The sequence below is a fragment of the Luteipulveratus mongoliensis genome, assembly GCF_001190945.1.
GTDB lineage: Bacteria > Actinomycetota > Actinomycetes > Actinomycetales > Dermatophilaceae > Luteipulveratus > Luteipulveratus mongoliensis.
Genome location: NZ_CP011112.1, coordinates 1,600,182 through 1,621,929, shown reverse-complemented (window position 1 = coordinate 1,621,929; position 21,748 = coordinate 1,600,182). Strand labels below are relative to the sequence as shown.

Genomic DNA, 21,748 nt, shown 5'->3' with positions numbered 1-21,748 from the left:
AAGCCATGAGCCGGCCGAGACTGGTCTCCCTGTTCAGCGGGACGGGCGGCCTGGACATGGCGCTCGAAGCTGCCTTCAACGCCGAGACCGTCGCCGTCGCCGACGTCTGCAAGGTCAGCGACGACGGCACGGTCGGGCACTACGAGCCGCATCGCTCGCCGTGCTGCATCCTCGCCCACCACTGGCCTGACGTGCCCAACCTTGGTGACGTCTCCACTGTGGACTGGTCACCCTGGCGCGGCCTCGTCGAGATCATCGCGGGCGGCTTCCCCTGCCAGGACGTCAGCCACGCCGGCCGACGCGCCGGGCTCATCCGAGACGGCGAGGGCAAGACCCGATCCGGGCTGTGGGGCCAGATGCTCCGCGCCATCGACGAGCTGCGGCCCTCGCTGGTCGTCGCCGAGAACGTGAGAGGACTCCTCAGTGCCGAAGCCGATAGCGACGTGGAACCGTGCCCGTGGTGTCTGGGAGACGGAGACGGTCAACCTGATCTGCGGGCACTCGGAGCGGTTCTCGCAGACCTGGCCGACATCGGGTATGACGCGTTCTGGTACGGCCTACGAGCGGCCGACGTGGGCGCGGCGCACAACCGGTTACGGGTCTTCATCTTCGCCTTTCCCGCAGATGGTGCACACGCCCTCAGTGGCCGACTCAATGGGTGGGCATCTGACGCGCAGCGGGGAGCGGTCGGACGAGCTGCTGCTGCCGGGTGTGGCGAAGTACCTAGCTGGATGAGCCTGCTACCAACGCCGATCCGCTCGGACGCCAAGGCTGGCAGCGTGGACAACCGCGAGGCGCAGCTTCGCTCGGCGGTCACGATGCTGCCAACTCCGGAGGCGAGCGGCACCAGCAAGCATGCAGGCCAGCACCCGGACAAGCGGCGCTCGGGCGGCCATTCAGTCGGCTTGCAGGACGTCGTCGAGCACGTGCTGCTCCCCACGCCCGCCGTGAACGACATGGGCGAGGGCAAGACGCCGGACGCCTGGGACGCCTGGGCCGAGGCTATGCAGGCCAAGCACGGCAACGGCAACGGGCACGGCAAGTCACTGTCCATCGAGGCGCAGCGCATGCTCCCGACACCGCGTGCTGGCGACGGCACCAAGGGCGGCCCCGACCAGGCGGGCTCATCTGGGGACCTGATGCTGCCGAGCGCGGTCGCGAAGCTGCTGCCGACGACGACAGTGAGCGACCACAAGGCCAGTGGTGGGAACCCCGACACGACCGCAACGCACGGCACGACGCTCACCGACGCCACCGTGCGCAACCAGCAGGACTGGCGCGAGTACGGCCCTGCGATCCGTCGCCAAGAGGCCATGTTCGGGCGACCCGCACCCGCACCCACCGAGCCAGGACCCAAGGGAAACCCGCGCCTGTCCCCCGCCTTCTCCGAGTGGCTCATGGGACTACCCGACGGGCACATCACCAACCCCGCCATCTGGGCCGGCATGAAGCCCAGCGCCGCACGCAACGCCCAGCTGAAGGCAGCGGGCAACGGCGTGGTCCCCCAGCAGGCGTACGCCGCGTGCATGGCGTTCGCCTACGACTTCACGAAGGAGTACGCCGCATGAGCGACACCACGTCATCCGCGCTGGTCTCCCTGCACATCACACCCGAGCAGCGAGCAGCCGCAACCCGATTCGTCATGCGCGAACCAGACGGGCCGACCATCGCACGCATGCTCGGACTCAAGGAGCAGACATGACCAGCACCATGCACGCGGCCCACCTCGCCGCACTCCGAGCCGACCGCGACCGCCTCTGGGGACACCTCGCCCAGGTGATGCGCGAGACCAGCCCCACCAGCACACGCGCACTCCTCGGGGGCGCCGCATACCAAGGCGCTTGCGACCGGTACCAGGCAGCACGGAAGGAGTCCGCATGACCCTCACCACGTACCCAAACCTGATCCAAGGAACGGACGAGTGGCTGCAAGCACGGTGCGGCATCGTCACGGCCTCGGTCGTTGGGAAGCTGCTCACACCCACCCTCAAGGTCGCCGACAACGACACCTCACGTGGCCTGCTGAGAACGCTCGTGGCAGAACGGATTACGGGCCACGTCGAGGACACCGTACGCACGCCGGACATGTGGCGAGGCGTGGAGATGGAGCCGTACGCGCGCGAGATCTACGCCGAGCGGTACGCCCACACGCCCGTCCACGAGATGGGCTTCATGGTCCGCGACGGCATCGACGGACGCCGACTCGGCTACTCCCCGGACGGGCTCGTAGCCAAGGACGGGGCCATCGAGATCAAGTGCCCGCAGCCCAAGGAGCACGTCCGCGTGCTGCTCGCCGACGAGGTGCCCGCCGGCTACATGGCCCAGATCCAGACCGGGCTACTCGTCTCCGGCCGCTCCTGGTGCGACTACGTGTCCTACTCCGGCGGCCTGCCCCTGTACGTCAAGCGGGTCAAGCGCGACCCCGCATGGCGCGAGGCCATCGTCGCCGCGCTCGCGCAGTTCGAGGAGAACGCCGCCGCCATGGTCGCCGCCTACGAGGTAGCCGCCACCCGCTACCCCGCCACCGAACGCATCCCCGAACTCGGAGAGATGGAGATCGCCTGATGGACCTGACCGAGACCGTCGTCCCCAAGAGCGACCAGCTGAACGCTGACGACCTGATGTCCGGGCCGCGCACGGTCACAGTCGTCGAGGTACGCAAGGGCAACGCCGAGCAGCCCGTCGACATCGTCACCGACGAGTACGGACCACGCCGCCCGTACAAGCCGTCCAAGTCCATGCGGCGCGTGATGATCATGGCCTGGGGACCAAAGACTGACGTCTACGTCGGCCGGCGCATGACCATCTACCGCGACCCCGAGGTGAAGTTCGGCGGCGAGAAGGTCGGCGGCATCAAGATCAGCCACCTGTCCGACCTCAAGGACGGCAAGGCGCTCACGGTGGCCCTGACCGTCACGCGCGGCAAGCGAGCACCGTTCCGCGTGCAGCCGCTCGCAGGCGCACCGGCGGCACCCGGGCTGTCGGACCGAATCGACAAAGCCATCAACGCATTCCGTGACGTCGGCGTCACAGTCGAGCAGCTCGGCGAGCGACTGGGCAAGCCGGTGGGCAAGTGGACCGAGGCTGACGTCACGTCGCTGCTCGCCTACTACCAGGAGTTGCAGCAGCCCAAGCAGGAGGCCGACTGATGGACACCGCCCGCTACATCGAGGACGTCCTGAGCAACGTGCAAGACGTGCTCAGGGGCACGCGCCGCAACCACCCAGTCGAGCGCATCGGTCGAATCGGCAAGGACGACAACGGCATCGCCGTGGCAGTCGCGCGCGAGACCACCGTCCGCCCCGACGGATCCGGGCTCGCGTCACGGAAGACCCTCGGGATCAACGTCACCACACGGCGACCCGACGGCAAGTACACGTATCGCCTCGACCAGGCGTCTGCCGTGAAGCTCCGCGACCTGCTCACCGATGCCATCGCCAAGGCAGACCCGCGCCGCGACTTCGACAACACCGAGAAGGAGGCCGACTGATGGCGCGCGCACCGAAGATCACCGTCTACCGCGACGTGCTCGGGGACTGGCGCTGGCGGTACGTCGCAGCAAACGGGCAGACCCTCGCCGGCAGCAGCGAGGGCTACGTCCGCCGCATCGACTGCGTGCGTGCCATGGCAGCCGTGTGCGGCACGTCCTACGAGTGCCGCAACCGGCTGCGCACACCCGACGGCGGCATCTACGAGCAGGGGCGGATGTGGCGCGGCGCGTACTCGCACGTGTTTGTCGAGGTCGTTCCTTGAGCGCCGAGGACGGGACGCGCGTCGTGTACCAGGTGCTCACGGCGGCCGGCGACACGCTCTCGATCCACGCCGACGGGTCATGGTCCGTGCTCATCCGACCACAGGAGCAGGCGGCCTAGCCCGCCCACCGACAACTGAAAAGGAGGCTGCCTGATGGCTGTCACCAAGCGCACCCGATTCGAAGTTCTCCGCCGCGACAACTACACGTGCCGGTACTGCCGCTCGAGCGAGGGCGCGCTGACCATCGACCACGTCACGCCGGTCGCGCTCGGCGGCACCGACGACCCGGACAACCTCGTCGCGTGCTGCAAGGACTGCAACGCCGGCAAGGGCAGCTCTAGCCCCGACGCCGAGTCGGTTGCCGCCGTGACGGAGGACGCCCTGCGATGGGCTAAGGCGCTACAAGCCGCCGCCCAAGAGCGGGCCGCCGACCGCGACGGTGATCGTGAGCAGATCGAGGCTTTCCGCCGGACCTGGGATGCGGCGACGGTCACGTCTCAGCTGCCGATGAACTGGGAGTCGAGTGTCCGTCGGTTCCTCGCAGGCGGGCTGACCACGGAGGACATCACGGACGCCGTGCACATCACCGCGAGCCGTCTCTCGCCATGGTCCGGACGTAACCACTTCCGCTACTTCTGCGGCATCTGCTGGAGCAACATTCGCGACCTCCAGGAGCGGGCCAAGCAGATCCTGGACGAGGAGGTCCCAGGTGGCGAGTGACCATGCCCGCATCCGCCGCGACATCTGGGGTGACGACGACTGGCGCGACCTCACCTCGCCCGCGCAGTGGCTCTACCTTCATCTGCTCTCGTCGCCGGCCCTCACCTTCTGCGGGACGACCGACTGGCGACCCTCGAGGATCGCCGCGGCTACGGCCGAGCTCCAGGCGACCGACGTGGAGACGTTCGCAGAGGAGCTGACACGCGAGCGGTTCATCCTCGCTGACGCCGAGTCGGAAGAGGTCCTAATCCGGTCGTGGATCAAGCACGACGGACTACTGCGGTCTCCGAACATGTCCAAGCGGCTCGTCAAGGACCACGCTCGAGTGGCGTCCAAGGTGCTGCGCGCGGTCATCGTCGATCAGCTGAAGGGGCTGCACGAGAAGGGTCCCACCGACTCGGGCTGGGCCTTTGTCGAACCCTTGCTGAGTAAGAGGTCAATGCCTTTCGACCAGGGTTCCCGAATCCTGTCGAGGAACCCTTCCCCAAAGGGTTCCGTAAAGGGTTCGCCACAGGGTTCCGAGAATCGTGCCGAACTCCATACTCCATACTCCACACTCCATTCTCCATCCTCATCATCTGATCTCCCAGGTACTCACCAGGGAGACGACGGTGAAGCCGGAGACGAGCCGTCACCCGACCGCAGGGCCGGGTGAGCGACGCCATGATGAAGATGACTCCACCCATGGCCCAACGACTCGCAGAGCTGCTGCACCTGCTGCGACGGGACTGGGACCTGCCCGGCATCCAGTCGGCACTCGCGCAGGCAGCGGAGATCGCTCCCGCGCTGGACGTGTGCCGTGCCGCAATCGCGTGCGCGGCTAACGAGCACGCCCGCACACCGGGGCTCATCGCTCGGCCCGGTCAGCACTGGGAGAAGACGACCGCAGCCGCGCTCACTCGGCCCAAGGAGTGCCCCGACCACCCCGGCCAGCACGCTCTGCGCTGCGCCGCGTGCGCGGCCGAGGTCGCGTCGGTTCCGCCGCCCGGATGGCGCGACGGCATCCCCAAGGCTGCGAAGCACGACCACACCAACCCCATCGACGACGCCGGGCTCGACCCCGAGGCGTACGCCGCAGCCCGAGCACGGGCAGACGAGGAGGAGACATGACCACCGACCAGCGCCCATCATCCAAGGCATCGCTCCCCGCGGGCCTCACTTACCGGCAGTTCGACTACTGGTGCGGCCTCGGACTCATCCCCGGCCAGCCCGAACGGCTCGGCTCCGGGCACCGACGGAAGCTGACCCGCGACCAGATCGAGCACCTGCGCGTCATGGCCCAACTGGTCCGCGCCGGATTCACGCCGTCCGCCGCATCCGAGGCGTCCGTCAGCATCCGCGCCACCGGTTCGTGGCGCGTCGGCCCGTTCACCGTCGAGCAGGTGGCGTCATGACCTACGAGTACACCCCAGGGCGACAGGCCGCACGCCAGCGAGCAGCAGCCGCCAACGCAGCCGCCAGTGAGCAGCGTCTGCGCGACCGCGTCGAAGACGTCGAGTTCCTCCTCGAAGCAGGCGAGTCACCTGACCACATCGCACGCCGCCTCGGGCTCACGCTGGAGTCACTCGAACGCAGCATGCACCGCGCCGGCCGCCGCGACCTAGCCCACGCCGTCCACGTCCAGACCGACGTACGCCGCGCCTACGAAGAGGCCAAGCGCCGCCCCTGCCCGACGGGGTGCGGGAACTACCTCGGCCGCAAGAACACCAGCGGCCTGTGCACGTCGTGCTTCAACAAGTCACGCGCGTACAAGGCCAGCGACGCACAGAGGGCGTGGGCCTCATGACCCCGCCGCGCCCGAAGAACCCGATGCAATGCCAAGGGTGCGCACGGTCGAAGGAGCACCTCGACGCTGACGGCTTCTGTCCCGTCTGCCGCGTCGATGTGCCACTGACCGACGGCCGATGGGTGCCCGGACCGCGAGGCATCCAGCGCTGGGTGCCAAACCGGGGAGCCGACGCGTGAATCACCGCGACCAGATCCGCCAGCACGGCGACCGGTGGATCGCCTGGTGCAACTGCGGCTGCCGACTCCTCGTCGGCGGATGGTCCCGCGAACAGGTCGAGCAACGCATCACCGAGCGGAGGGCAGCAGCATGAACCGCAGCAAGGCCAAGGGCACGCTGGCCGAGACCGCGTGCGTCAACTGGTTCCGCGCCCACGGATTCCCCTGGGCCGAACGCCTCACGCTCAGCGGCGCGTACGACCGAGGCGACATCAGCCTGCTACCCGGCCACGCCGTCATCGTCGAGGTCAAGTCGTACTCGGCCGCCGGCAACGGACAGCCCGCCACGAAGATGCTCGCCGGCTGGATGGCCGAGGTCGAACGCGAGGTCAACAACGCCGGAGCTGACCACGGCGTGCTCGTCGTGAAGCGTGCCGGCTCCACCGACGTAGGCCGCTGGTTCGCCTACGTCCACCCGGCCGCGTTCCTGGCGATGGTCGGCGCGCAGGTCGAGCCGGACATGCCTGACCCAATCTGCACGACGGTCGCGTGCGTAACGGCCGTGCTGCGGACCGCTGGCTACGGCGACCCGATCCCCTTGGCGGCGTCATGAGTGGATGGCGACCGGCGATCTGCACGACCAGCTACCACCGCAGACCACCCGAGGCGGGCGTGCTCATCGGGCACGGACAAAAGGCCTGGCGCATCGTGCGCGTGGAAGACCTCATCCCCGGCGACTGGTCCGAACGCGCCGTGCAGATGTGGCACGACGAGCGGATGCCCGACCCGTGGCAGCGAGCACCGTTCCGGGTCATCGTCACGCCAGTCAAGGGCGGCGACGAGCACATGATGACCGTCGAGCCCTGGCACTTCATCACCTGGCACGTCCTGCCCGAGCACTATGCGATCTGCGCCGAGTGCGGCGAGCCTGCGCCGTGCATCGGTCATCTCTCGGCCGTCGAGGCAGCACGCGAGATCGAGCGCGCATCCGAGGCGATGGAACTCCCTGACGGATTCTGCCCCGCCTGCCGTGAGCCGATCACTCACCGCCAGAAGGTGTTCCGGTTCGCCGGCGAAAACCTGCTGAACCCGCTCGGCTCGCCGATGGTCCGCTTCCATCAGCGCACCAAGTGCCGCGGCGCGGCAGCCGCCTACGAGGAGAAGTGGGTGGCCGCCGACGCGTCACGGGAGCGCTCACTACTGACGCTGCGCTGCGAGGGCTTCGTGACCGTCCACGCGGACGGCTCGGGCGAGTGCCATGGCCGAAACGACGGCATCGACTGCCCGAACATCTACGCCCGGCACCGGATGGCGACGTCGTGCGCGTACCTCTCGCACGGATGCCCTAAGTGCCCACCGGGAAGTCGTCACGGATGCCGACTCGCCTCGGGACTCAACACAGACGGGAGCCCGTCATGACGTACTGCCGCCGCCACGGGGTAGCCCACGACGTCGCCGAGACCTCGTGCGACGAGCCGACCGACCCGCGCCGGGATCACGACGAGTGGATAGCGTTCCGCGCCGGCCAACTCAGCTGCCCTACCTGCATCAGCCTGCGCGCCCTTGAGCGCGCCCACCGAGCCGAAGGACCCAAGAGCATGACCACGAAGACGTCGGTGCGAGCCATGGAGGCCCGCGATGACCGCTGACCAGCGCACGGTGGCTGCCCTGATGGCCGGGATGGACTGCGAGTACGACGGCACCGGATCCTGCCTGGGAGACGACGAACTCTGGACCGACCGTGGCTGCGCCTCCGCCGTGGCCCTGGCCGACTCCGCACCCGTGCAAGGGCTGCTGGCCGACGCGTGGGACAACGGTCACGCGGGCGGGCTTCGCGAATGGGCTGAAGACCTACGCGACGGGCATCACATCGCGCTCAACCCGTACAAGAAGGGAGCCGACGATGACCAGGACTGTGACCCGGAGCCGCATTGAGGCCGCGCTGCGCACGCTCGCGGACCTCACCACCGAGGAGCACCCCGAGTTGGACGGCCGCACTCGCGATCAGATCGCCTACGTGCGCTCGGTCCTGCACGAGATCAATGAGAGGAAGGCTAATGAGCGCCGCTGACCCGATCCCGTCCGCGCTGGACCTGGCGGCAAAGACCGCGCCGTGCCGAAAGCACGACATGGACGCCTGCCCTGACGACCCGGACACGTTCGTCTGCTGCCTGGACGCGACCGACCGACGGAGGGCAATCGCAGCCCTCATCGAGGCCGACCGCAAAGCCGTACGGGCCGACGAGTGCGAGCGAGGTGACCGCCTAGAGGCGATGGCCGAGTTCATGGCCGAGCGCGAGGTAGAAGCCCTAGCCATACACGGTGATGCCCCGGGGATTCGGTCTCAGCGCGTCTGCCGAACTTGCAACGTCGTCCAGCCGTGCCCGACGACGCAGGCGTTGCGGAGAGAGCGCGCCGCCGAGCACCGGGAGGGCAGCCATGCCGATTGACACCGCCGTGAAGGGTCGCGCCTGGATCCTGCCCGTCGGCAGCCCGGCGCCCACCCTGGCCGATCTGCACTCGGCACGCTTCCACCCCGCCCTGTTCCGGAAGGAGCGCCATGAAGGCACGTGAGCTGCTCACCCGCGTCGCAGCGGCAGACCGGGCCATGCGAGTCACCAACCGCACCACCGCGTACGACGACAAGCCCGTGGTCATCGCCGTGGCCGAGCGCGTCACGGGAGACCCCACGTTCCCCGAGGTCGCGTACGTCTACTGGTACATCAACGAGCACGGGACGGCCGTCCTGTCGACCAGGTGCACCATCTGCGGCGTCTCCATCGACGTCAGCCCGGACGAGCACTTGGTCGCATGGAGCACGTGGCTGCACGTCGCCCAGCACGGCGTACGACGAGAGGAGGCATCGTGAACAGGAAGCAGTACGCGCTGACGATCATCTGGAGCGACACCGCAGCCCCGGACCTCCCGACCCTCGTTGGCCCGTTCTACGCCCGCTCAGAAGCCGAGAAGTGGGGTCGGCTGAACGTCCCGAACGGCTCGTATCTGGTGGCGCATCTCGCGCAGCCCTACGCCGACCGGTTCGAGGATCCGCGATGAGCGAGCGCACAGACAAGATCGACGACGCCCTGACCGACATCCTCGGACTGCACGGCGGATGGGTCCTCTCGGTCGAGGTCTACCGCGCCGAAGACGGCCGCTCCGTGCCCGTCGTCCTGCGCCCGGAGTCCACGCCCGCACACATCGACCTCGGGCTCGCGCGCCTCGCCGAGATCGCATGCGACGACTACGCCCAACGCCTGATGAGCGACGAGCCATGACACAGGGCCTCGGGCTGCCACCCGGCATCGAGCACCGAGTCACCACCGTCGAGATCGGCGACGGGCAAGAGGTCACGCACTGGCTCAGATGCAACCAGGCCGGGTGCTACTGGGCCGACCTGCTCGCCGGCCAACCCGACGTAGACGACCTCGACAACGCCTGGAGCCACTACCTCGACAGGCGCCACTTCGACACCACCACCAAGGAGACCGCATGAACCCCTACCGACTCGCCTGCAACGTCCTGATGACCCTCGCCGGCATGTGCCTGCTCGCCGCGATCTGGCTGCTGGGCTCGTGGTGGCAGTGGCTACTCACGGGCCTGGTGCTCACCTTCCTTGCTGGGTTCGCCAACAGCGAGGCCGACAAGCGGGAGGGCCAGTGAGCGAGCACCCCAAGCACGAGCCTCACTGCGCCACCTGCGACTTCATCGGCCCGCGGCTTGATCTGCCGCTGCACGACCTCGGGCTGGCATGCCACGTCTTCGTTCGCGAGATGAGACGCGCCCTGCGGCCCGTGCTGACCAAAGCCGACTACACACTCGCCGGCCCATCCAAGGGGGGCACATGACCAGCCTCGTCGGCTCCTGCGAACTGGTCAGGTAGCCAGCGCCACCGCCCGATCACCACAACTCAACAGCGGAAGGACCCGACGTGACCGAGCAGACACTCTCCCGAGCGCAGGCCGAGGACAAGCTGAAGGCCGACCTCTCCGCCATCCGCTACGGGTGGCGCACGATGAGCCACCGCAAGACCACATCGCGCTCGTTCACCGGATCAGGTGGGCACGGGGCACGCACCAGCAGCCGCGGATCAGATGAGGGTCTACAGGCCGTCATCCGCGACAACCACGAAGAGAACGAGGACGTGTCGAGCCTGGACGCGTACGTGTCCGACCGGGCACACGTGGCGTTCTTCCTCAACTCGTGGTCGCGCGTGGCGATGGAGGACTTCAGCGTGACGACGGTGCTCCCCCACGGCCAGGACGTGGACGGCATGTGCCGGTTCCTCGACCGCTGGGCACGCCACCTCGCAGCACACGACGCGATCACCGAGATCCTCGACGAGCTGGGCGACTGCGCACGCAAGGTCCAGCGATGGCAGCCACGAGGCGCCGGCAAGGAGTGGGTCTGGATCGGTGACTGCCCGGTGACGATCGGTCACCAAGGCGACAAGGTCGTGTGCGGCACCCCGATCCGGGTCTATCCAGGCAAGGCGATCATCTGCAAGGGCTGCGGTACAGACGACACCATCGACGGCTGGATCGTGCGCATCGTCGGCGAGAATCATCCGGTGACGGCCGAGCAACTCGTGCCGCTGTTGAAGAAGAAGCTCGGGATCGTCACGACACGCGTCGCCATCCGACAGTGGGTGCGACGCGGCATCATCAGCGCCACGCGCGACGAGAACGGGCAGCCGATGACCGATGACCAGGGACGCGCGCTGTTCGACCGGTTCGAGGTCTACGGCGCACTGGCACGACGAGAGAGGAAGGGTGCATGACGGCAATACCGAACCCCCGTGACCCCGGCTTCGCTGATGAATGGCGGATATTCATAGGGCTAACGAGCACCACGCTCGACGACGGATACACCCACAAGAACGGCTTGTGGTGGTACCAAGCGCCTCTCCCCCAGCGCCTGCACCGATGCTCGCCATGGACCACAGGGTGGTCCGGCATCACGCAGGTCGACCGTTGCGCCTGCGGTGCGATGCGATGCGCCGGGGGGTTGACCAAGGCGTGGATCGAGAAGAACCAGCGTCACAGGGAAGGCAGGAAGGGAGCATGACGATCACCGAGTTGTCTACGGAGTGCGGCTACGAGAACGATGGTGTGCCGCAAGACGTCAGACCTCGGTCGGAAACGCCCGAGGTCTGACGTGTGGGTCGATAGCCGATCTGTGAGTTACCCTGTGACATATCGGGGGACAAGTGTTCCCTGAATCAGGCCCAGCCCATAGCGGCTGGGCCTTTGTCATGCCCAGGGTTGGTGACCATGGCCGCTCCCATCTGGTGCCCACTGTGCAGTGCGCGACAGGTAGCGCCAGGGCAACCATGGTGCACAGCATGCGATGCCGACCTAGACGAGCGCGCATGACCGGTCGCACCACAGCCAACGGGTATGGCAAGGCGCACCAGAAGCTACGAGCACGCTGGGCACCGACCGTTGCGACCGGCAACGTCATGTGCACACGCCACGGACACCCACAGTTCCCCAACTGCCCCGGACTGATCGCGCCGGGTGCCGAGTGGGAACTCGGTCACGACGACACGACCAAGGACCGCTACACCGGCCCCGAGCACAAGAGCTGCAACCGACGAGCCGGCGGCCTCAAGCGCATCGGCACGCTGCGACAGGCCAGCACCAGCCGCGAACCCTGAGGGGGAGGGGCGGGTCGAAAGTTCGGCCGCTGGAGTGTGCCAGTGAGTGCTGTCGTCCTGTCCCTCCCCGCCATTTTTTCGCTTCAGGGGGTGCCATGACGACTCGGAAGACGCCGCTGCGGACTGTGGCTCCTGGCGAGAAGGCGCCCGCGAGGAAGCCGCCGATGAAGGTCGAGGCTGCTGTCGCCGAGGGCACGCGGCGGGATGAGCTGGTGGCGATGCGTGCTCGGATCGCGAAGGCGATCGATGACCCTGGCATCCGTGGTGCTGATCTGGCGGCGTTGTCGCGTCGGTTGATGGAGATCGGCAAGGAGTTGGAGGCGTACGACGCTCGCGCTTCGGAGGAGGCGAGCGAGAGTGCCGCCGCTGCAACGGACCAGCCGTTCGACGCTTCGGCTATCTGAGGTTGCGCGCGAGGTCGTCAAGCCTGAGGGCATCGTGACGACGGCTTGGCCCAGGGTTGTCGCGCAGTGCGCGGACATGGGCATCGTGTTCGACCAGTGGCAGCACGGCGCCGGCTCGATCATCTTGGGCAAGCGCGCGGACGGGAAGTACGCGGCGACGGTCGGTGGCGTGGTGCTGTCAATCCCGCGCCAGGTCGGCAAGACGTTCCTGGTCGGCATGATCGTGATCGCCCTGTGCATCCTGCATCCGGGGATGACGGTGCTGTGGACTGCGCACCGTACGCGCACGGGTTCCAAGACGTTCCAGTCGATGCAGGGCTACGTGAAGCGGCGCAAGATCGCGCCCCACATCCTCGGCATCCGGTCGGTCAACGGCGAGCAGGAGATCCGGTTCCGCAACGGCTCGGTGATCATGTTCGGCGCTCGAGCGGACGGCTTCGGTCGCGGGTTCGACGAGGTCGACATCGAGGTCTTCGATGAGGCGCAGATCCTGTCCGAGAAGGCCCTCGAGGACATGATCGCGGCGACGAACCAGTCCCGCCAGGAAGCCGGCGCGCTGCTGTTCTTCATGGGCACTCCCCCCCGGCCGAGCGACGCGGGCGAGGAGTTCGCGAACCGTCGCGAGAAGGCCCTGTCGGGCAAGTCGAAGAACATGGTCTACATCGAGTTCGGTGCGGATCGTGCCGCGAAGCTGGATGACCACAAGCAGTGGGCGAAGGCGAACCCGAGCTTCCCGCATCACACGCCCATCGAGTCGATGGAGCGGATGCGGGAGAACCTGACGAACGAGGACTCGTTCCGTCGCGAGGGTCTGGGAATCTGGGACGACACGACTGGCGCGACAGCGTTCGGTCCCGCGTGGGCTGCTTGTGGTGGTGAGCGGCCGTCGAAGAAGCTGCCGGTCGCGGCGTACGGCATCGCGGCCGACCTGGACCTCGAGCACGCGGCCATCACCGCGGCGTACGTCGAGGGCGACGTGGTGCACGTGAAGCCGGTCGAGCACGCCAAAGGTGCCGGTTGGGTGGTGGACAAGGCGGTCGCGCTCAACGCGAAGAAGGCGGCCCCGTTCGTCGTGGACGGCACAGGTCCGGCCGCAGTGCTCATCCCGAAGCTGAAGACGGCCGGTCTGCGCGTCGTGGTGGCGAAGGCGGCTGACTCGCTGGATGCGTGCGCCGACATCGTCGAGCGTGCGCGGCAGAAGACGTTCCGGCACGCGAACTACCCCGAGCTGAACCAGGCCGTGGATGACGCGGTGAAGAAGGCGTCGGGCGACCGGTGGAAGTGGGAGCGGCGGCCGCCGAAGGGCGCCGAGGTCCCGGACATCACCCCGCTCGAGGCAGCGACCTGGGCCGTGTGGGCTCTGGCTCGGCCAGCCGCTCCGCCACCCGAGATCTTCTGAGGAGGTAGTGACGTGAAGCGCAACGATGTTGCTGCCGCCCTGATGGCTCTGGGTGTCCTGCTGATCAGTGTCGGCGTCGGCCTGGCCTTCGGTATCGCGTTCTCGCTGATCGCTGCTGGCGTCGCCGCGTGTGGCGTGGCCGTCCTGCTCGGGTGGCGTTGATGGGTTGGCTGTCCAGCTCGCCCGCTCCCGCCGAGTCGAAGAACGACACGACGTCTGGGCTGCTGAGGTTCTTCAACCCCTCGACGCCAGACCCGGAGTTCCCGGCGTCGACGTTCCTGAACCACGTCTCGCACGGGTATGACAAGAACGAGCTTGCCTACGCGTGCATCGTCGAGAAGGCGACGTCTGGCCCTGAGGCTCCGGTGCGTGTGTACGACGCGCTCGGCCGCCGCGGTGAGCCGATCGAGGATCACCCGATGCGCCGGCTGCTGGCGTCGCCGAACCCGCTGCTGTCGGAGTACGAGCTGTTCGAGCTGCTCTACCTACACCTGGACCTGGCCGGCAATGGGTTCTGGGAGGTTGTGCGCGATCGCGCGGGGACTCCCGTCGAGCTGTGGCCGCTTCGCCCCGATCTGGTGCGGATGAAGCGGGGTACGCGGCAGGTCTCGTATGGCTACGTCGTCGGCGGTCGGACGGTTCCGGTCGAGGCGATCCACTTCAAGCTGCCTAACCCGGTTGATCCGATGGTCGGCACTCCCCCGATGCGCGCAGCCTTGCGCGCCACGGCGCTGGATAACGAGGCGACCGACTTCGTCAAGGCGCTGTTGCAAAACAGCGCGGTCCCTGGCGTCGTCGTGACGATGTCCGACCTGCAGCACGTCCTCGACCAGGAGACAACGAACCGACTCAAGGCGATGTGGAAGTCGGCCTACGGCGGGCGCAAGCGTGGCGAGCCCGCGTTCCTGCAGACCGGCATGGACGTCAAGCAGCTCGGCCTCAACCTCAAGGATCTCGAGTTCCCCGACCTGCGCACGATCAGCGAGTCGCGGATCTGCATGTCGTTCGGCGTGCCACCGATCCTCGTCGGCGCGAAGGTCGGGCTGGACCGATCCACGTTCGCCAACTACGCCGAGGCGCGCGTCTCCTTCTGGGAAGAGACGCTGATGCCGCTGCAGCGCCGCATCCGGGACACCCTCGAGCGTCAGCTGCTCCCGATGTTCCCCTCTGGCGCCGGCCGTCGTCGCGTGATCCTGCGCAACGACACGTCCGAGGTGCTGGCACTCAAGGAGTCCGAGAGCGCTCGCTGGACGCGAGCGACCGAGGGCCTGCGTGCGGGTGGCATGACGATGAACGACTGGCGCCGCGAGGTCGGCCTGCCCGAGGTTCCTGGCGGCGAGGTGTTCTTGATGCCCTCCGGCGTGATCGCTACCCGCGACGCGGCCGGCGAGCTGCAACAGGTGGGAACGGCCCAGCCCGCTACCCAGCCGGACCCCAAGCCGGATCCGGACCCGCCAGCCGATGACGCGAAGGCGGCGCTGCGCGATCGGGAGACCGAGCGAGCCGAGGCGGCCCTCGTGGCCTACCTCGAGGGCCGTCGTGCCGACGTTCTGGGCCAGATCCACGGCAAGGCAGTCGGCATCGACCCGGCTACCTGGAACGCGAACCTGACTGGCGTCCTGGCCACGCTCGGACTAGCCGCATCGTCTGCGGCCGGCGCGTCCACCTCGGAGACGTACGACATCGAGCGCACTAAGGCATACCAGCACCGTCGCGCCGAGAACGCAGCCAAGGCCCTGAACTACACCATCGCCGAACGCGCACGCGAGGCGCTCGTCTCGCCCGACCCGCACGCCGCCGTCGCCGACCTGTTCGACGCGCTCAAGGCGTCCACAGCACAGCAGATCGCAGCAGAGATGACCGACGAGTCCCTTGCCTGGGGCGTCGCCGAAGCAGGCCGTCAGGCCTCACGCCGCGACCACGACACCACCGAGTAGGGAGCGCAGTCATGCCTGAGCCCAAGTTCTGGGACGAGGACACCTCGGCACCCGTCCACGGCCCCGCGATCGCCGATGTTGCCCCAGCCGCAGCGGCACCGACGAAGGCCGAGTTCGACGCTCTCGCAACCAAGTTCAACGCTGCGCTGGCCACCCTCCGCAGCGCCGGCCTGATCGCGCAGGACTGACGTCATGGAGCGCATGAGCGTGCCCATCGAGTGGAAGGCCGCCGACGACGGCACCCTCGAGGGCTGGGCCTCCACGTTCGGCAACGTCGACCTGGGCGCCGACGTCGTCACCAAGGGCGCATTCGCCGCGACCATCCCCGACATCAAGGCCAATGGCATCCCGCTCCTGGCCGACCACGTCGCCTCGACGGCGTCGGTCCTGGGCACGATCTACGACGCTCAGGAGACCGAGAAGGGCCTGCGGATCAAGGCACGCTTCTCCTCGGCCCCGTCCGCGCAGGACGTCCGGACGAAGCTCATCGAGGGCCACCTGAAGTCGCTGTCGATCGGGTACGAGGCAACGAAGTACAGCTTCGCTGAGGTCGACGGCAAGACCGTTCGGAACATCGACGAGGCCAAGCTTTGGGAGACCTCGGTCGTCGTCTTCCCGATGAACCCCGAGGCCACGATCTCGCGCGTGAAGTCCCTTGCCGGCGCGATGACTCCGGACGAGCGCAAGGCGCTGGCTGACGCGCTCGTCGAGGACGACACGACCACCGACGAGGCCGAGCCCGTCGAGACCACAGACTCCACCCTCTCGAGCGAGGGTGACGCCGAGGCGGCGCACGTCGAGGCGAACCCGGACGAGACCGACGACACCCCCGCAGGTGGCGACGCTCCGGCCGGATGGGACCGCTACGCCAGCGAGGCAATCCTCAACGGCGGCGACCCGAACGCAGTAGCGGACCCGGCCCGCCTGGCTGGCATCCGCACCCGACTCGAGCTGAACGAGTCCGCGCTCGCGGACCAGCTCACACCCCGAGAGGACTGAACCATGACTACGGTTCACCCGTTCCTGGAGCGCGCCGCCCAGCACACTGCACAGGCGCGCGCGATCAACGATGAGTTCGAGGGCAAGGCTATGCCGGCCGAGGCCGCGAACCAGATGGAGAAGCACCTCCAGAAGGCCAGCGAGTACCGCCGTCAGGTGGAGCGCGAGGCTGCTCTTAAGTCCACCGAGGAATGGCTGGAGGAGCCCCAGTACAAGCACGACATGACCGGGGGGTCCGCCATCGCGGCCGAGTTCGGTCACGGTGCGCCGATCCTGGCGTCGGAGAAGAAGGAGGCCGCGAAGTCGGCGTTCTTCGACTACGTCCGCAAGGGCGAGTCCGGCCTGACGATCGAGCAGAAGGCCGCCCTCGTGGAGGACTCGGACGGCAACAAGCTGATCCCGACGGACTTCGCCGGCACGATCCTCAAGGATCTGCCGCGCGACGCCGTCTACCGCGGCATGGCGTTCGTTCGTCCGACCACGAAGCGTCAGGTCGACGTCGGCTCCGTGCTTGTCTCCGCGGCCTCGTGGGGCAAGCTCGAGCTGGGCGACACCGCCTCTGACGGCCTGGGCAGCCCGGCCGCCAACAAGGACACCATCACCGTCTGGGACCTCAACGCCCTGGTGAAGCTCGGTGTCGACGAGCTGGACGACTCCGACGAGGGCCTGGAGGAGCTGATCCGCTCCGCCGTCAGCCTGAAGCTCGCCGAGCAGGAGGACGACGCGTTCGCCTCTGGTACCGGTGACGCGAACAAGATGCCCCTGGGCATCTCGGCGACCGGCTCCGGCATCACGCAGGGCGTGACCGCGGCCGCCGCGGGCACGCTGGTGTTCGACGACCTCGTCAAGGTCACGTACTCCGTGCCCGCGTGGGCGCGCCGCCGCGGCAAGTGGGTCGGCAACTCCACGCTGGAGCAGGCCGTCGCGCTCGTCAAGAACGGTGACGGTGACTACATCTGGCGCGAGAGCGTCCGCGATGGTCTCCCGGCCCGTCTGCTCGGCTACGAGTGGCAGGCCATGGACGGTCTGCCGGCGTTCACGTCGGACGCGACCGCGAGCAAGTGCGCCTTCTTCGGCGACCACTACTCGGGCTACATGATCGCCGACCGTCGCCAGATCGGCGTCACCCGCCTCGCCGAGCGTTTCGCGGACGAGGGAAAGGTCGGTCTGATCTTCCGTCACCGCGTCGGCGGCGGCGTGATCCGCCCGAAGGCCCTGGCGTTCCTGAACGTCTGAGTCACCGCACGCGCAGGGGTCGGGCCGAACCGCCCGGCCTCTGCGCGCGCACTCCCCAGCCGACGCCTACACCAGGAGAGACCATGCGCGTCATCCCCACCATGAACGCCGTGTCGCACGATGGCGGCTCGTACACCTCCCTGCAGGTCGGCGTCGCTGTTGACCTGTCGGACTCGCTCGCCAAGCAGCTCATCGAGGCCGGCGTCGTGCGGTCCGAAGAGGACGAGTCGGAGACCCCGACCGAGACACCCAAGGCCGACCCGAAGCCCCGCGGCCGCAAGCCGGGACCGACCGAGACCAAGGTCGAGACCCCGCCCGAGGACAAGTAGGACACACATGGTCTCCCTCGTCGTGCCCGCCCAGCTGGAAGGGTTCCCCGGCTCGCCGTTCTCCGACCAGCTGGTGGAGTCGGCGTGCGAGGCCATCCGCAGCATCGCGAAGTGGCACATCGCCCCGAGCGTCACGGAGACGATCTCGATCGACGGCCCGGGCGGCCAGTACCTCGCGCTGCCGACGCTCCGCCTGACTGGGGTGGCGGCGGTCCGTGACGTGTCCGGTGACACGCCGCGGGTGCTCGACGGGTACCGGTTCGACAAGGCGGGCCTGGTGTTCCGCCAGGCTGGTTGGCCGTGCGGTTTCAAGGTGCTCGAGGTAGACATGGTCCACGGGTACGCAGAGTGCCCGGCCGAGCTGCTGCCCCTGATCGCCGCGCAGACTCGTGACGCCGCACGCGACACGAACGTTTCGGCGGAGGCTGCCGGCCCCTTCAACAGGTCGTACGACCTGAGCATCGACGACGTGACGGGTGCGGCTCGCATCCCGGCCGAGCTGGCGCGCTACCGACTCCCGGTGTTCGCCTGATGCTCCCCACGCCGTACACGGTCATCGTCGGGACGCCCGAGTTCGGTGATCCGGACGCTTTCGGCAACCCGACCAAGACGTGGCCAGTGGAGAACGAGAAGCCCTGGGCCGTGCACGCCATCGCTCCGGGCGCCCTGAGCGCGATGAGCGAGCCGTCGCAGCCGAACCGCGACCTCTCCCTGATCATCTGGTCCGTCTACGGGCCGAAGGCGGGCAACTACCCGACCACCGAGCATTCGCGAATCAAGCTGCCCGGTGACGCCGACTGGTACGACATCGACGGCCACCCCGACGACTGGACCCGCGGCCCCTGGGAGCACCCAACGGCGGGCCTGGTGGTCGAGCTGAGAAGGGCGGACGGCTGATGGTGCGAGCAAGGGCCAAGGTCCGCGTGGTCGTGCACGACCAAGTCCTGCGTGACATCGAGCAGTCCGACGAAGCCGACCGGATGATCCGCAACAAGGCCGAGGCGGTCGCGGCGGCCTGTAACGCCGAATCTTCCTGGGGTGGCTACGAAGTCGCCGACGACAGCGAGGAACCGATCCCCGCACGAGCGGTCGTCATCGACATCGCCGAGCCGTCGACCGACACTCGCGCCGACCGGATGATCCGCAACCTCGCCGCGGGGCGTGACGCATGAAGCCTGCCCCGCTCGAGCAGGCGCTCGTGGCCCACCTCGGTCCGCTCCTGTCGGTCCCGGTCGCCTCCCGAGTTCCGAACCCGCGGCCTCCGAAGTTCGTGCACCTGTTCCGCTCCAACGGTTCTCGACGCAACCTCGTGCAGGCCGACCCGATCCTGATCATCCGCTGCTGGGCGGCCGACAAGGTCGTCGACGGCGTCACGGTCCGTGGCGATGCCGACGCGTGGGCGCTCGTCTCGGCGACGTACGACGCGCTGGACGCCCTGCAGTACCAGTCGAGTCCGCTTCCCCTCGGCGTCTTCGTGGTCGACGCGCGGCTCACCGACCCCGTCAACTTCCCCGACCCCGAGTCGGGCACCTCGCGATACCAGTTCCTCGCGACTCTCACCACCAACCTGAAGGGCTGAGCCATGGCGACCGTCAAGCACCCCACGCTCAAGAACGTGTCACAGGACGTCCCTGACGCCGACGTCGCTGAGTGGGTCCAGGCCGGTTGGATCTCCGAGCGCGCGCCCGAGGCGACTCCACCGAGCGGTGACGACATGCCCCTCGACGAGCTCGCCCAGGTGCTCGGCGGCGACCCGCGCATGGTCGCCGCCTTCGACAAGGTCGCCAAGGAGACGGCGCAGGCCCAGAAGCCCGCCAAGAAGTAGCCACAGACCCCCGCGGCGACGCGGGTAGCACCACCACTTCGAGGGCCTGCCAGCACTCGAAAGGAATCCCGCCATGGGAGTCAACAACGGTAGCCGCGTCGCCAACGGCGCACCCCGCTCCGGCGGTGCGCTCTGGATCGCACCTGAAGGCACCACTCTCCCGACCGACGCCAGCGCGACGCTTCCTGTCGCGGCCGTGTGCCTCGGGCCGATCAGCGACGAGGGCATCAAGCCGGGCGGTGACACCAACACCGAAGAGGTCCGCGAGATGGACGGCTCGACCCTGGCGGAGCTGCTCACGGATGAGTCGCGCTCGTTCGAGGCGACCATGCTCGGCTTCCTCGATGAGGACGCGCTCGAGTTCGTCTACGGCGCCGGCAACGTCACCATCACACCTCCGACCACGACCGTCGGCACCAAGATCGCCGTCGCCGACAAGGGCGGCCAGCTGCCCAAGTGCGTCATGTTCATCGAGACCGCGTACGGCCTGAAGAAGATCCGCGACGTGGGTCCGGTGTGCCAGCCGACGATCACCGATCGCAACGCGATCACCAAGGGCGGTCTGCGTGGTTGGACGGCCCGGTTCAGCCTGCAGAAGGACAGCTCTGGGTCGTTCTCCTACACCTACTCGGTGCTGGACGACGCCACGGGCTGACCCGATCCACCGGGCCGGGCGTTCCGGCAGGCCCCGCCCGGCCCGGTGTCCCAATCCCATTGCCTGCCAACCAGATCCACCCACAGAAGAGAGGGCCTGCCATGCCCACCGTCCCCGCCAACGCCAACGCCAAGAAGCCTGCCGACCGCAAGGCCAAGAAGGTCGAAGAGACCGAGTCGCCCGGAGACGTTCGGATGTCGTTCGATCGCGAAGGCACGACGTACGAGTCACTGCCGATGGAAGACGCACTGACGGCCGACCTGATCGAGCAGGAGCCGGATCCCGGCGAGAGCTCGTCCTGGCAGCGGATGCAGTTCCTGGTCCGTCTGACGAAGTCGGCTTACCGGGATGACCCAGTCGCGCTTGAGCACATCGGCCGGATGAGCATGCGTGAGATCGGCAAGATGCACGAAGAGGTCGAGGCCGAGGCGGGTGTTTCGTCGGGGGAATGATCGGGCTCGTCAGGCTGATTGACGAGCACCCCGACGAGCTCGACTACGAGCTCCGCGCCTGGTCCGGCGCCCGACTCCAGGACTTCCCCTCGGCCGAGGTGACGTGGCACGACCTGGCCGTCCTGGTGCGGGTGTCCGGCCGAACGCCGGACACGGCCCTGTTCCGGGTCATGAATCCGAAGGTGCCAGACCGGTACTCGCGCGAGATGGCCCTGCTCGACCTGACGCGGTACCTGCTGCAGAGCAAGTTCACAGCAAGCGCGCCGCCGATCAAGTTCGCGTGGGAAGAGGACGATCGGGTCGAGGACACCGACCGGGTGGAGCACCGCAAGTTCGACGCGATGACCCTCGACGAGGCCGCCGAACGCCTCGGTGGAGACCCGCGCATGGTCGCAGCCTTTAAGCGCGCACAACTCACTGCCGTCGCCTGAATCACC

At 67.9% G+C, this 21,748-nt stretch carries 45 protein-coding genes; all 45 read left to right on the top strand.

Features of this window, described 5'->3' with window-relative positions:
* The first annotated feature begins 5 nt into the window (after positions 1-5).
* Positions 6-1,568 (top strand): DNA cytosine methyltransferase, encoded by a 1,563-nt coding sequence (locus VV02_RS07710; RefSeq protein ID WP_052590846.1) that lies wholly within the window; start codon positions 6-8, stop codon positions 1,566-1,568.
* On the top strand, positions 1,565-1,702 hold the full coding sequence (locus VV02_RS26360; protein ID WP_157063320.1) for a hypothetical protein: 138 nt from the start codon (positions 1,565-1,567) through the stop codon (positions 1,700-1,702). Before VV02_RS07710 ends, VV02_RS26360 begins: the two co-directional genes overlap by 4 nt.
* Entirely contained in the window at positions 1,699-1,881 is a 183-nt protein-coding gene (locus VV02_RS07705) for a hypothetical protein (protein WP_052590845.1), read from the top strand. Before VV02_RS26360 ends, VV02_RS07705 begins: the two co-directional genes overlap by 4 nt.
* Positions 1,878-2,564 (top strand): lambda exonuclease family protein, encoded by a 687-nt coding sequence (locus tag VV02_RS07700; RefSeq protein WP_052590844.1) that lies wholly within the window; start codon positions 1,878-1,880, stop codon positions 2,562-2,564. The genes VV02_RS07705 and VV02_RS07700 overlap by 4 nt, the downstream gene beginning before the upstream one ends.
* Positions 2,564-3,148 (top strand): hypothetical protein, encoded by a 585-nt coding sequence (locus VV02_RS07695; RefSeq protein ID WP_052590843.1) that lies wholly within the window; start codon positions 2,564-2,566, stop codon positions 3,146-3,148. Before VV02_RS07700 ends, VV02_RS07695 begins: the two co-directional genes overlap by 1 nt.
* Positions 3,148-3,489: a hypothetical protein gene (locus tag VV02_RS07690; RefSeq protein ID WP_052590842.1), complete on the top strand. Its 342-nt coding sequence runs from the start codon at positions 3,148-3,150 to the stop codon at positions 3,487-3,489. Before VV02_RS07695 ends, VV02_RS07690 begins: the two co-directional genes overlap by 1 nt.
* Positions 3,489-3,752 (top strand): YegP family protein, encoded by a 264-nt coding sequence (locus VV02_RS07685; RefSeq protein WP_052590841.1) that lies wholly within the window; start codon positions 3,489-3,491, stop codon positions 3,750-3,752. Before VV02_RS07690 ends, VV02_RS07685 begins: the two co-directional genes overlap by 1 nt.
* On the top strand, positions 3,749-3,871 hold the full coding sequence (locus VV02_RS27300; RefSeq protein WP_281177290.1) for a hypothetical protein: 123 nt from the start codon (positions 3,749-3,751) through the stop codon (positions 3,869-3,871). The genes VV02_RS07685 and VV02_RS27300 overlap by 4 nt, the downstream gene beginning before the upstream one ends.
* A gap of 34 nt (positions 3,872-3,905) precedes the next feature.
* Entirely contained in the window at positions 3,906-4,472 is a 567-nt protein-coding gene (locus tag VV02_RS07680; protein WP_052590840.1) for an HNH endonuclease, read from the top strand.
* Complete coding sequence (locus tag VV02_RS07675; RefSeq protein WP_052590839.1) at positions 4,462-5,127, top strand: hypothetical protein; 666 nt, start codon at positions 4,462-4,464, stop codon at positions 5,125-5,127. The genes VV02_RS07680 and VV02_RS07675 overlap by 11 nt, the downstream gene beginning before the upstream one ends.
* A 29-nt stretch (positions 5,128-5,156) precedes the next feature.
* Positions 5,157-5,582 carry a hypothetical protein gene (locus VV02_RS26650; RefSeq protein ID WP_169787658.1) on the top strand — a complete coding sequence of 142 codons (426 nt, stop codon included), beginning with the start codon at positions 5,157-5,159 and terminating at the stop codon, positions 5,580-5,582.
* Entirely contained in the window at positions 5,579-5,866 is a 288-nt protein-coding gene (locus VV02_RS07665) for a MerR family transcriptional regulator (protein ID WP_052590837.1), read from the top strand. Before VV02_RS26650 ends, VV02_RS07665 begins: the two co-directional genes overlap by 4 nt.
* Entirely contained in the window at positions 5,863-6,258 is a 396-nt protein-coding gene (locus VV02_RS07660) for a hypothetical protein (protein ID WP_052590836.1), read from the top strand. Before VV02_RS07665 ends, VV02_RS07660 begins: the two co-directional genes overlap by 4 nt.
* Positions 6,259-6,433: 175 nt before the next feature.
* Positions 6,434-6,571, top strand: a complete 138-nt coding sequence (locus tag VV02_RS26355; RefSeq protein ID WP_157063319.1) for a hypothetical protein — start codon at positions 6,434-6,436, stop codon at positions 6,569-6,571.
* Positions 6,568-7,029, top strand: coding sequence for a hypothetical protein (locus tag VV02_RS07655; protein ID WP_052590835.1), 462 nt, complete (start codon positions 6,568-6,570; stop codon positions 7,027-7,029). Before VV02_RS26355 ends, VV02_RS07655 begins: the two co-directional genes overlap by 4 nt.
* Positions 7,026-7,835, top strand: a complete 810-nt coding sequence (locus VV02_RS07650) for a hypothetical protein (protein ID WP_157063318.1) — start codon at positions 7,026-7,028, stop codon at positions 7,833-7,835. Before VV02_RS07655 ends, VV02_RS07650 begins: the two co-directional genes overlap by 4 nt.
* Positions 7,832-8,065 (top strand): hypothetical protein, encoded by a 234-nt coding sequence (locus tag VV02_RS07645; protein ID WP_052590833.1) that lies wholly within the window; start codon positions 7,832-7,834, stop codon positions 8,063-8,065. The genes VV02_RS07650 and VV02_RS07645 overlap by 4 nt, the downstream gene beginning before the upstream one ends.
* Positions 8,055-8,351: a hypothetical protein gene (locus tag VV02_RS07640; protein WP_052590832.1), complete on the top strand. Its 297-nt coding sequence runs from the start codon at positions 8,055-8,057 to the stop codon at positions 8,349-8,351. The genes VV02_RS07645 and VV02_RS07640 overlap by 11 nt, the downstream gene beginning before the upstream one ends.
* Positions 8,320-8,487: a hypothetical protein gene (locus VV02_RS26350; protein ID WP_157063317.1), complete on the top strand. Its 168-nt coding sequence runs from the start codon at positions 8,320-8,322 to the stop codon at positions 8,485-8,487. Before VV02_RS07640 ends, VV02_RS26350 begins: the two co-directional genes overlap by 32 nt.
* Positions 8,474-8,866 carry a hypothetical protein gene (locus VV02_RS07635; protein WP_052590831.1) on the top strand — a complete coding sequence of 131 codons (393 nt, stop codon included), beginning with the start codon at positions 8,474-8,476 and terminating at the stop codon, positions 8,864-8,866. The genes VV02_RS26350 and VV02_RS07635 overlap by 14 nt, the downstream gene beginning before the upstream one ends.
* Entirely contained in the window at positions 8,856-8,990 is a 135-nt protein-coding gene (locus VV02_RS27295; protein ID WP_281177289.1) for an MPN domain-containing protein, read from the top strand. Before VV02_RS07635 ends, VV02_RS27295 begins: the two co-directional genes overlap by 11 nt.
* The gene (locus VV02_RS07630) at positions 8,977-9,285 is read left to right on the top strand and encodes a hypothetical protein (protein WP_052590830.1); all 309 of its coding nucleotides are present in this window, start codon (positions 8,977-8,979) and stop codon (positions 9,283-9,285) included. The genes VV02_RS27295 and VV02_RS07630 overlap by 14 nt, the downstream gene beginning before the upstream one ends.
* Complete coding sequence (locus VV02_RS07625) at positions 9,282-9,473, top strand: hypothetical protein (RefSeq protein ID WP_052590829.1); 192 nt, start codon at positions 9,282-9,284, stop codon at positions 9,471-9,473. Before VV02_RS07630 ends, VV02_RS07625 begins: the two co-directional genes overlap by 4 nt.
* Complete coding sequence (locus VV02_RS07620) at positions 9,470-9,694, top strand: hypothetical protein (protein ID WP_052590828.1); 225 nt, start codon at positions 9,470-9,472, stop codon at positions 9,692-9,694. The genes VV02_RS07625 and VV02_RS07620 overlap by 4 nt, the downstream gene beginning before the upstream one ends.
* Positions 9,691-9,912 carry an invasion associated locus B family protein gene (locus VV02_RS07615; RefSeq protein WP_052590827.1) on the top strand — a complete coding sequence of 74 codons (222 nt, stop codon included), beginning with the start codon at positions 9,691-9,693 and terminating at the stop codon, positions 9,910-9,912. Before VV02_RS07620 ends, VV02_RS07615 begins: the two co-directional genes overlap by 4 nt.
* The gene (locus VV02_RS26345; RefSeq protein ID WP_157063316.1) at positions 9,909-10,079 is read left to right on the top strand and encodes a hypothetical protein; all 171 of its coding nucleotides are present in this window, start codon (positions 9,909-9,911) and stop codon (positions 10,077-10,079) included. The genes VV02_RS07615 and VV02_RS26345 overlap by 4 nt, the downstream gene beginning before the upstream one ends.
* Entirely contained in the window at positions 10,076-10,264 is a 189-nt protein-coding gene (locus VV02_RS07610) for a hypothetical protein (protein ID WP_052590826.1), read from the top strand. Before VV02_RS26345 ends, VV02_RS07610 begins: the two co-directional genes overlap by 4 nt.
* An 83-nt stretch (positions 10,265-10,347) precedes the next feature.
* Positions 10,348-11,196, top strand: coding sequence for a hypothetical protein (locus VV02_RS07605; protein ID WP_052590825.1), 849 nt, complete (start codon positions 10,348-10,350; stop codon positions 11,194-11,196).
* A 591-nt stretch (positions 11,197-11,787) separates the two neighbouring features.
* Positions 11,788-12,075 carry a hypothetical protein gene (locus VV02_RS07600; RefSeq protein WP_052590824.1) on the top strand — a complete coding sequence of 96 codons (288 nt, stop codon included), beginning with the start codon at positions 11,788-11,790 and terminating at the stop codon, positions 12,073-12,075.
* A gap of 95 nt (positions 12,076-12,170) precedes the next feature.
* On the top strand, positions 12,171-12,479 hold the full coding sequence (locus VV02_RS07595; RefSeq protein WP_218917374.1) for a hypothetical protein: 309 nt from the start codon (positions 12,171-12,173) through the stop codon (positions 12,477-12,479).
* A 34-nt stretch (positions 12,480-12,513) separates the two neighbouring features.
* Positions 12,514-13,878: a terminase family protein gene (locus VV02_RS07590; protein WP_157063315.1), complete on the top strand. Its 1,365-nt coding sequence runs from the start codon at positions 12,514-12,516 to the stop codon at positions 13,876-13,878.
* A gap of 12 nt (positions 13,879-13,890) precedes the next feature.
* On the top strand, positions 13,891-14,040 hold the full coding sequence (locus tag VV02_RS26340) for a hypothetical protein (RefSeq protein ID WP_157063314.1): 150 nt from the start codon (positions 13,891-13,893) through the stop codon (positions 14,038-14,040).
* The gene (locus VV02_RS07585) at positions 14,040-15,815 is read left to right on the top strand and encodes a phage portal protein (RefSeq protein WP_052590821.1); all 1,776 of its coding nucleotides are present in this window, start codon (positions 14,040-14,042) and stop codon (positions 15,813-15,815) included. Before VV02_RS26340 ends, VV02_RS07585 begins: the two co-directional genes overlap by 1 nt.
* An 11-nt stretch (positions 15,816-15,826) precedes the next feature.
* The gene (locus tag VV02_RS26335; protein ID WP_157063313.1) at positions 15,827-16,003 is read left to right on the top strand and encodes a hypothetical protein; all 177 of its coding nucleotides are present in this window, start codon (positions 15,827-15,829) and stop codon (positions 16,001-16,003) included.
* Positions 16,004-16,016: 13 nt separating this feature from the next.
* Complete coding sequence (locus VV02_RS07580) at positions 16,017-16,814, top strand: HK97 family phage prohead protease (RefSeq protein WP_169787657.1); 798 nt, start codon at positions 16,017-16,019, stop codon at positions 16,812-16,814.
* A gap of 3 nt (positions 16,815-16,817) precedes the next feature.
* Complete coding sequence (locus tag VV02_RS07575; RefSeq protein WP_052590819.1) at positions 16,818-18,050, top strand: phage major capsid protein; 1,233 nt, start codon at positions 16,818-16,820, stop codon at positions 18,048-18,050.
* A gap of 83 nt (positions 18,051-18,133) precedes the next feature.
* Entirely contained in the window at positions 18,134-18,379 is a 246-nt protein-coding gene (locus tag VV02_RS07570; protein ID WP_052590818.1) for a hypothetical protein, read from the top strand.
* A gap of 7 nt (positions 18,380-18,386) precedes the next feature.
* On the top strand, positions 18,387-18,911 hold the full coding sequence (locus VV02_RS07565; protein WP_052590817.1) for a hypothetical protein: 525 nt from the start codon (positions 18,387-18,389) through the stop codon (positions 18,909-18,911).
* A complete protein-coding gene (locus VV02_RS07560) occupies positions 18,911-19,276 on the top strand; it encodes a hypothetical protein (RefSeq protein WP_052590816.1) in 366 nt (121 codons plus the stop codon). The genes VV02_RS07565 and VV02_RS07560 overlap by 1 nt, the downstream gene beginning before the upstream one ends.
* On the top strand, positions 19,276-19,551 hold the full coding sequence (locus VV02_RS07555; RefSeq protein WP_052590815.1) for a hypothetical protein: 276 nt from the start codon (positions 19,276-19,278) through the stop codon (positions 19,549-19,551). The genes VV02_RS07560 and VV02_RS07555 overlap by 1 nt, the downstream gene beginning before the upstream one ends.
* A complete protein-coding gene (locus tag VV02_RS07550; RefSeq protein ID WP_052590814.1) occupies positions 19,548-19,958 on the top strand; it encodes a hypothetical protein in 411 nt (136 codons plus the stop codon). The genes VV02_RS07555 and VV02_RS07550 overlap by 4 nt, the downstream gene beginning before the upstream one ends.
* Before the next feature lie 3 nt (positions 19,959-19,961).
* The gene (locus VV02_RS07545) at positions 19,962-20,204 is read left to right on the top strand and encodes a hypothetical protein (protein WP_052590813.1); all 243 of its coding nucleotides are present in this window, start codon (positions 19,962-19,964) and stop codon (positions 20,202-20,204) included.
* A 73-nt stretch (positions 20,205-20,277) separates the two neighbouring features.
* A complete protein-coding gene (locus VV02_RS07540; RefSeq protein WP_052590812.1) occupies positions 20,278-20,859 on the top strand; it encodes a phage tail tube protein in 582 nt (193 codons plus the stop codon).
* Positions 20,860-20,960: 101 nt separating this feature from the next.
* Positions 20,961-21,311: a hypothetical protein gene (locus VV02_RS07535; RefSeq protein ID WP_052590811.1), complete on the top strand. Its 351-nt coding sequence runs from the start codon at positions 20,961-20,963 to the stop codon at positions 21,309-21,311.
* Positions 21,308-21,742, top strand: coding sequence for a hypothetical protein (locus VV02_RS07530; RefSeq protein ID WP_052590810.1), 435 nt, complete (start codon positions 21,308-21,310; stop codon positions 21,740-21,742). Before VV02_RS07535 ends, VV02_RS07530 begins: the two co-directional genes overlap by 4 nt.
* The last annotated feature ends 6 nt before the right edge of the window (positions 21,743-21,748 follow it).

Coding starts and splice junctions, on each gene's coding strand:
- VV02_RS07560 (WP_052590816.1), top strand. CDS start 18,911: ATGCTCCCCACGCCGTACACGGTCATCGTCGGGACGCCCGAGTTCGGT.
- VV02_RS07700 (WP_052590844.1), top strand. CDS start 1,878: ATGACCCTCACCACGTACCCAAACCTGATCCAAGGAACGGACGAGTGG.
- VV02_RS07535 (WP_052590811.1), top strand. CDS start 20,961: ATGCCCACCGTCCCCGCCAACGCCAACGCCAAGAAGCCTGCCGACCGC.
- VV02_RS07680 (WP_052590840.1), top strand. CDS start 3,906: ATGGCTGTCACCAAGCGCACCCGATTCGAAGTTCTCCGCCGCGACAAC.
- VV02_RS07685 (WP_052590841.1), top strand. CDS start 3,489: ATGGCGCGCGCACCGAAGATCACCGTCTACCGCGACGTGCTCGGGGAC.
- VV02_RS07635 (WP_052590831.1), top strand. CDS start 8,474: ATGAGCGCCGCTGACCCGATCCCGTCCGCGCTGGACCTGGCGGCAAAG.
- VV02_RS07575 (WP_052590819.1), top strand. CDS start 16,818: ATGACTACGGTTCACCCGTTCCTGGAGCGCGCCGCCCAGCACACTGCA.
- VV02_RS07565 (WP_052590817.1), top strand. CDS start 18,387: ATGGTCTCCCTCGTCGTGCCCGCCCAGCTGGAAGGGTTCCCCGGCTCG.
- VV02_RS07695 (WP_052590843.1), top strand. CDS start 2,564: ATGGACCTGACCGAGACCGTCGTCCCCAAGAGCGACCAGCTGAACGCT.
- VV02_RS07595 (WP_218917374.1), top strand. CDS start 12,171: ATGACGACTCGGAAGACGCCGCTGCGGACTGTGGCTCCTGGCGAGAAG.
- VV02_RS07600 (WP_052590824.1), top strand. CDS start 11,788: ATGACCGGTCGCACCACAGCCAACGGGTATGGCAAGGCGCACCAGAAG.
- VV02_RS07650 (WP_157063318.1), top strand. CDS start 7,026: ATGAGTGGATGGCGACCGGCGATCTGCACGACCAGCTACCACCGCAGA.
- VV02_RS07570 (WP_052590818.1), top strand. CDS start 18,134: ATGCGCGTCATCCCCACCATGAACGCCGTGTCGCACGATGGCGGCTCG.
- VV02_RS07645 (WP_052590833.1), top strand. CDS start 7,832: ATGACGTACTGCCGCCGCCACGGGGTAGCCCACGACGTCGCCGAGACC.
- VV02_RS07545 (WP_052590813.1), top strand. CDS start 19,962: ATGGCGACCGTCAAGCACCCCACGCTCAAGAACGTGTCACAGGACGTC.
- VV02_RS07705 (WP_052590845.1), top strand. CDS start 1,699: ATGACCAGCACCATGCACGCGGCCCACCTCGCCGCACTCCGAGCCGAC.
- VV02_RS26650 (WP_169787658.1), top strand. CDS start 5,157: ATGGCCCAACGACTCGCAGAGCTGCTGCACCTGCTGCGACGGGACTGG.
- VV02_RS07550 (WP_052590814.1), top strand. CDS start 19,548: ATGAAGCCTGCCCCGCTCGAGCAGGCGCTCGTGGCCCACCTCGGTCCG.
- VV02_RS26360 (WP_157063320.1), top strand. CDS start 1,565: ATGAGCGACACCACGTCATCCGCGCTGGTCTCCCTGCACATCACACCC.
- VV02_RS07555 (WP_052590815.1), top strand. CDS start 19,276: ATGGTGCGAGCAAGGGCCAAGGTCCGCGTGGTCGTGCACGACCAAGTC.
- VV02_RS07655 (WP_052590835.1), top strand. CDS start 6,568: ATGAACCGCAGCAAGGCCAAGGGCACGCTGGCCGAGACCGCGTGCGTC.
- VV02_RS07665 (WP_052590837.1), top strand. CDS start 5,579: ATGACCACCGACCAGCGCCCATCATCCAAGGCATCGCTCCCCGCGGGC.
- VV02_RS07530 (WP_052590810.1), top strand. CDS start 21,308: ATGATCGGGCTCGTCAGGCTGATTGACGAGCACCCCGACGAGCTCGAC.
- VV02_RS07620 (WP_052590828.1), top strand. CDS start 9,470: ATGAGCGAGCGCACAGACAAGATCGACGACGCCCTGACCGACATCCTC.
- VV02_RS07660 (WP_052590836.1), top strand. CDS start 5,863: ATGACCTACGAGTACACCCCAGGGCGACAGGCCGCACGCCAGCGAGCA.
- VV02_RS07615 (WP_052590827.1), top strand. CDS start 9,691: ATGACACAGGGCCTCGGGCTGCCACCCGGCATCGAGCACCGAGTCACC.
- VV02_RS07585 (WP_052590821.1), top strand. CDS start 14,040: ATGGGTTGGCTGTCCAGCTCGCCCGCTCCCGCCGAGTCGAAGAACGAC.
- VV02_RS26345 (WP_157063316.1), top strand. CDS start 9,909: ATGAACCCCTACCGACTCGCCTGCAACGTCCTGATGACCCTCGCCGGC.
- VV02_RS07630 (WP_052590830.1), top strand. CDS start 8,977: ATGAAGGCACGTGAGCTGCTCACCCGCGTCGCAGCGGCAGACCGGGCC.
- VV02_RS27295 (WP_281177289.1), top strand. CDS start 8,856: ATGCCGATTGACACCGCCGTGAAGGGTCGCGCCTGGATCCTGCCCGTC.
- VV02_RS07710 (WP_052590846.1), top strand. CDS start 6: ATGAGCCGGCCGAGACTGGTCTCCCTGTTCAGCGGGACGGGCGGCCTG.
- VV02_RS26350 (WP_157063317.1), top strand. CDS start 8,320: ATGACCAGGACTGTGACCCGGAGCCGCATTGAGGCCGCGCTGCGCACG.
- VV02_RS07580 (WP_169787657.1), top strand. CDS start 16,017: ATGAGCGTGCCCATCGAGTGGAAGGCCGCCGACGACGGCACCCTCGAG.
- VV02_RS07640 (WP_052590832.1), top strand. CDS start 8,055: ATGACCGCTGACCAGCGCACGGTGGCTGCCCTGATGGCCGGGATGGAC.
- VV02_RS07690 (WP_052590842.1), top strand. CDS start 3,148: ATGGACACCGCCCGCTACATCGAGGACGTCCTGAGCAACGTGCAAGAC.
- VV02_RS07540 (WP_052590812.1), top strand. CDS start 20,278: ATGGGAGTCAACAACGGTAGCCGCGTCGCCAACGGCGCACCCCGCTCC.
- VV02_RS26335 (WP_157063313.1), top strand. CDS start 15,827: ATGCCTGAGCCCAAGTTCTGGGACGAGGACACCTCGGCACCCGTCCAC.